This is a genomic window from Bradyrhizobium sp., from assembly GCF_049798375.1.
GTDB lineage: Bacteria > Pseudomonadota > Alphaproteobacteria > Rhizobiales > Xanthobacteraceae > Bradyrhizobium.
The window spans coordinates 1-4,949 of the sequence record NZ_JBARGP010000447.1 but is presented as its reverse complement, the minus strand read 5'-3'; the positions used below and the strand labels follow the sequence as shown (position 1 = coordinate 4,949).

6 protein-coding genes are annotated in these 4,949 nt (G+C 65.1%); all 6 read right to left on the bottom strand.

The window, feature by feature from the left end; all coding sequences use genetic code 11:
* Positions 1–392, bottom strand: a 392-nt coding sequence (locus WA702_RS18625; RefSeq protein WP_425112004.1) for a tetratricopeptide repeat protein, incomplete at its 3' end; no start/stop codon positions are given.
* A 391-nt stretch (positions 393–783) separates the two neighbouring features.
* Positions 784–1,503 carry a hypothetical protein gene (locus tag WA702_RS18620; RefSeq protein ID WP_425112003.1) on the bottom strand — a complete coding sequence of 240 codons (720 nt, stop codon included), beginning with the start codon at positions 1,501–1,503 and terminating at the stop codon, positions 784–786.
* Positions 1,500–1,916 carry a phage holin family protein gene (locus WA702_RS18615; RefSeq protein ID WP_425112002.1) on the bottom strand — a complete coding sequence of 139 codons (417 nt, stop codon included), beginning with the start codon at positions 1,914–1,916 and terminating at the stop codon, positions 1,500–1,502. The genes WA702_RS18620 and WA702_RS18615 overlap by 4 nt, the downstream gene beginning before the upstream one ends.
* Positions 1,913–2,494 (bottom strand): hypothetical protein, encoded by a 582-nt coding sequence (locus tag WA702_RS18610; RefSeq protein WP_425112001.1) that lies wholly within the window; start codon positions 2,492–2,494, stop codon positions 1,913–1,915. Before WA702_RS18610 ends, WA702_RS18615 begins: the two co-directional genes overlap by 4 nt.
* A 10-nt stretch (positions 2,495–2,504) precedes the next feature.
* Positions 2,505–3,488: a DUF3618 domain-containing protein gene (locus WA702_RS18605; protein WP_425112000.1), complete on the bottom strand. Its 984-nt coding sequence runs from the start codon at positions 3,486–3,488 to the stop codon at positions 2,505–2,507.
* 519 nt (positions 3,489–4,007) lie between these two features.
* Positions 4,008–4,949: amidase family protein (locus WA702_RS18600; RefSeq protein ID WP_425111999.1), on the bottom strand; the 942-nt coding region annotated here is incomplete at its 5' end.

Sequence of the window (4,949 nt, the reverse complement as noted above, 5' to 3'; positions counted from 1 at the left end):
GCGTCCGCGAAGCGCCCGAGCCGCGACAACAGCCTGCCCCGCTTCAGATGCGCGTCGACATAATCCGGCTTCAGCGCCAGCAGATCGTCATAGCAGGCCAACGCCTCGGCCTCGCGCTGCAGCGTGTCGAGAATGACCGCGCGGGCATAACCAGCCGCAACCGATCGCGGCTCGACCAGCAGCGCGCGCTTCAGCAGGCGCTCCGCCGCGAGGGAATTGTTGCTCTGGTGTTCGGACAGTCCAAACATATAAAGCGCGTCGAAATGGTTCGGGCGCTTCTTGAGCAGCTTCTTGTAGCCGGCCTGAGCCCTGGCCAGATCGCCGGAGCGGTGGAACGCGCTGGCACGGGCGAACAGGTCGGCGACCTCGTCACCGTTCCGCGCTGGGTTCAAGGCTGGCTTCACGCTGAGAACCTTTAATTGTCGATCCGTCATCGGCCGTGTTCGACACGGTGCGGCAAGGCGCCGGGCGCGAGCAGGTCATTCGGTCGCTGGGCCGGAGCCTCGGCGAGAAGCGTAAAGAAATAATTAACCATATCTTTGGTGCGGACGGTTTGCTGAGGTCTCGCCCACCTGGTGCGGGCCGCTCCTGCGCTCAGCATCGAGTGACGGCAGGAATCTCCGGTGCCATCGCGTCGAGAGAATTGCAGCGCCGTCGGGCGTCGCAACGGCATCGTGCTTCAGAATGCCTTCGCGGCCGCGCAACTTGCGACGGCGGCCTCGGAGCTCTTCAAGGAGCTCCGAGGCCGGTTTGTGATTGTAGCTTACGCGCTCGTCGGCCTGGCTAAGGCGACTTGATCTTTTCCCGCGCGGCGCCAGCGGCGTCGACGCCGGCTTGCTTCACCCGATCCACGGCTTCGGCGGCCGTGTCGCCGACCTCGGCCTTCACCGTATCGGCTGCTTCGCGCAGGCTTCGCGACACCGCGCCGGCGCGCGTGTTCAGATCGGCTTTGACATCATCGCTAAGCTCGCCCACCAACTTGTTTTCCAGGTCGGAGCTTTGAAACGCACCTGCAATTGCGGCGCCGATCGCCAAGCCCACGGCGCCCAAGGCAAGCGGCTGCCGCTCAAGCATGTCGGCGAGCGACGACTGCGCTTTCGTGAAGGCCTCTTTCCCGGCACTGCCGAGATTTTCGCGTGCATAGCTGGCCCCTTGGTCCAGCCCTTGTTTGAGTCGATCGGCCGTTCCGGACATCGCGTCCGAAGCCGCGCTGCCGGCGTCGCGCATCTTGTCGACGACACCGGTGAATGCGTCATGGTCCATTTCAGGCGCGGTCGGTGGCGCCGCGGTCCGCTGCAGTCCGGAGACGGCGGCATGGACATTGCGCGCGCCGATATCAGCAATCGGCGAAGCTGCGGCCGTCGCGGACCGCGCAGCGCTCTTGATCTTCTCGTCTCCGACCAACAACCAGAACGCGCCGCCGCCAACGAGCGCCGCGGCAAGGGGATTTTCCCGGATCGCACCCATGAGACTGTCGAAAAAACCCGCTTGGTTGCTGCTCATCGCACCATTCCCTTCACCGTGTTCTTATCTTTTTCGAGCTGCCGGACGGTTTCACGCGGCGTCAGGTTGCGGGCGTCGAGCCGCCCGATACCGATCGCGAACAGCACGCCGGCGAGCACCGCCGCCACGATGGCCGACGTCAAATAGGAGAGCGGCTGCGACCATCCTGCAGCGATCAGCGCTGCCGACAACGCGAACAGCGCCATGACCAGGGCAGGAATGACGAGCATCGCGCCGCCAGCAATGAAACCTAGTGCGCCGCCGACCTTCTGGATCTTCTCGCCGAATTCGGCTTTGGCCAGATCGACTTCGTTCTGGAAGAGCTTGGCGAACTGCGACAACGCGTCGCCCATCAAATTCGAAATCGTACGGATGTCCTTCTGACTGCTTCTGATGTCGTTCTGGATAGTCATGACACATTGCCTCGCTGCGAGGATGACGGTTGTGCCCAGCTATCGCCGGCCGCTTCCGGCGATGAAGATTGCCCGCCTGAGGCCTTGAGGAAACGAATGGCAGCAAAACCGGCAAGGACCGAGATCCCGAGGAATGCCGCCGGCTGCCGCTTCGCAAAGTCGGTGGCGCCGTCGACCAGATCGCGGAAACTCCCATTGCGGATTTTTTCCGCGGCATCGTCGACATAGTCGGCGGCGGAATCGATGCCGCGGGCCGCAAACGGCACATCGTTTTCGAACGCGCGGCCAGCTTCGCGGATGTTGCCGGCAAGTCGCTCGATGAAGTCGGCGCTCGAGCGCTGCTTGTCGCGCGCGTGGTCTCCGACCTGCTCAGCGGTCCCGGAGGCCATGTTCTGGGCGGCGTCAGCCGCTTCCTTGAACTTTTCGCGAGCCATGTCGGTCGAGGCTCGCAATGCGTCTCCGGCGCGCTGCTTCACTTCGGATCCGGCGTCCGCGATCTGATCCTTCAGGTTCTGCGGAGAGCTAGAGGCTTGGTTCGGGCTGTGACTGACGGTGTTGGTCAGGTCCAAATCGCTCATGATGTGTTCCTCAGCTGTGCGGGTTTGTCGAAGGATCCAAGGCCGCTCTCACAACGTCATCGGCGGCCTCCTTGATTGTGCCGACGATGTTTTGCGTCATTCGGCTGGCGTGTTCGCCGAGATCGGCCTCGGAGACGCTTTTTGCGGCAGCGTCGACCGCCGACATCGTTGCTTCTTTGGCTGCTCCGAGACCGGATTGTGCCGCCTCGCCAGCCGCCTTTTTCACGCTATCGCTCGCGCGGCCCATCGCATCGGCCTCGACCTTGGTTTTCGGAAGGGCCGCGGCGATGATCGCGCCGATCGCGATCCCGAGCGTCCCGATCAGCGCGGCATTGTCTCCAATCACCCGAGCGGCATGTGCCGGCGCTGCGGCCGCGGCGTCTTGCGCGGCGCCTGCCTTATCCTTGAGAGCATCGAACCCGCTCCTGAGTTTATCGCCGGCCGCGTCCGTCGCCTGCGCCGCCCGGCTTCTCAGATCATCCGCCACCCCGGCGATCGCGTCCTGTGCGCCGCTGGCCAGTCCACTGGTCCGCATGCGAGCCGAGGCGAGCCCGTCCTCGGCATTGGCACGCATCGCCTGTGCACGGCCGGCGGCTCCTTCAAGCATCTCTCCGGCGCGCTCAAACACGGGCCCGGCCGCCTGCGCGGCGCGGTCGCGTACCGGCTTCGAGGCCAGAGCGAGGCCGGCGCCGATCATCAGCAGCGGTAACGGAACGCCTTTGGCTAAGCGCAGCAGCGGAACCGCGACCGCTGTGCCCGCAGCGAAGGCCTGCATCGGGTTGTCCCGCGCTTGTTGCTTCAGCGCCTCGACCCAGCCCTGGGTCGTGTGATCGATGTATCCGGCGACCTCGGATTTGATGTGTTGCGGCGAAACCTTGTGACGGATGTCTTCAGCCGTATCCGAAATCCTGTCTTTGAGCTGATCGACCGTGGCCGCGAGCTCTAGACGGCTGCGCTCGGACTCACGCCTCAGCTCCTCCACGGATCGTGACATGTCATTTCCCTCTTGGATTTACATCATGAGTTCTTTGGGGACGAACTCATGCTTTATCGAATGGTTCCCCGCGGTCGGCGCCTGGATGATTTCTCAGCACGTTGCGCGGCCGACCTTCGTTGCCGCAGCTGATCGAAGTCACCGACATGCCGGCAATAAGGCCGCCTTTGGCCCTCTCACTCGGGACGGCGACGTCATCCAGACTGCACCCGTTCTCGACGCATGAGCGATGCGGCACCAACCTCGGACGCGATATGCGTTGCGAGATCGCGATGTCATATCCGGAAGAAAGATGAGGAGCGTGCTGTTGAATGCGCGGAGCAGGCCAGCATCGACACCTTTGCCGCGACGCATCGGCAGCCATGCGCTCGAACAACGACAGTCTTCGTGGCAGCTCTCCCACCCGACGCTACGCGCCACCCCTCCCCCGCTCCGCGGGAGAGGGGTTGCACAGGCAGCTCGGCCGAACGCGGAGGGCTGTCCGGCTTGTTGTCTCGCCTGTCTTGCGCCCGGCCAACGTCAACCGATCGCCTTCGGCCTCACCCCGAGCACGTCCGCCGCGCGCCGCTCGTATTCGCGCGCGAGCCGCAGCAGCGCGAGGTCGGATTGCGGGCGGCCGATCAGTTGCAGGCCCATCGGCAGGCCCTGCGCGCTGAAGCCCGCGGGCACGCTGATCGCCGGCAGGCCGCCGAGCGTGGCGTAGATCGTCACCTCCATCCAGCGATGATAGGTATCCATCTTGCGGCCCGCGATCTCGGCCGGCCAGTGCGTGGCGATGTCGAACGGCCAGACCTGCGCGCTCGGCAGCGCCAGCACGTCGAAGCGCGCGAACAGCTCGAGCAGCCGATGATAGAGCGCGGTGCGGTCGCTAGAGGCGGCGAGCACGTCCGCGCCCGACAGACCGTCGCCCTGCTCCGCCTCCCATTGCGCCTCGTGCTTGAGGAATTGTCGCGCGGCAGGGTCGCCGAGGGCCTGCTTGATGCGGCCGGAGACCAGCCAGCGCCGCCAGGTGAGCCAGGTCCGCCATGCCGCCTCGGGGTCGAAATTCGGCGCGATCGACTCGACAGCAGCACCGTCGATCGCAAGCCGCGCCAGCGCGCTGTCGCAGACGCTGAGGATGCCGGGCTCGACCGCGAGGTGGCCTCTGAGATCACCGAGCCAGCCGATCCGGATTTTGCGCAGGTCGACCGGCACATCGAACGGCTCAACAGGCCAGCGCCCCGGCAGCGACAGCGGCGCGCGATCGTCGCGGCCGGCCTGGATCGACAGCAGATGCACAAGGTCGACCACGGTGCGCGCCATCGGCCCTTCGGTGACGAGCTGGTTCACCCATTGGTCACCCTTCGGCCCGGATGGCACCAGCCCCTGGCTTGGGCGAAAGCCGAACACATTGTTGTAGCCGGCCGGATTGCGCAGCGAGCCCATCATGTCGCTGCCGTCGGCCACCGCCTGCAGCCGCAG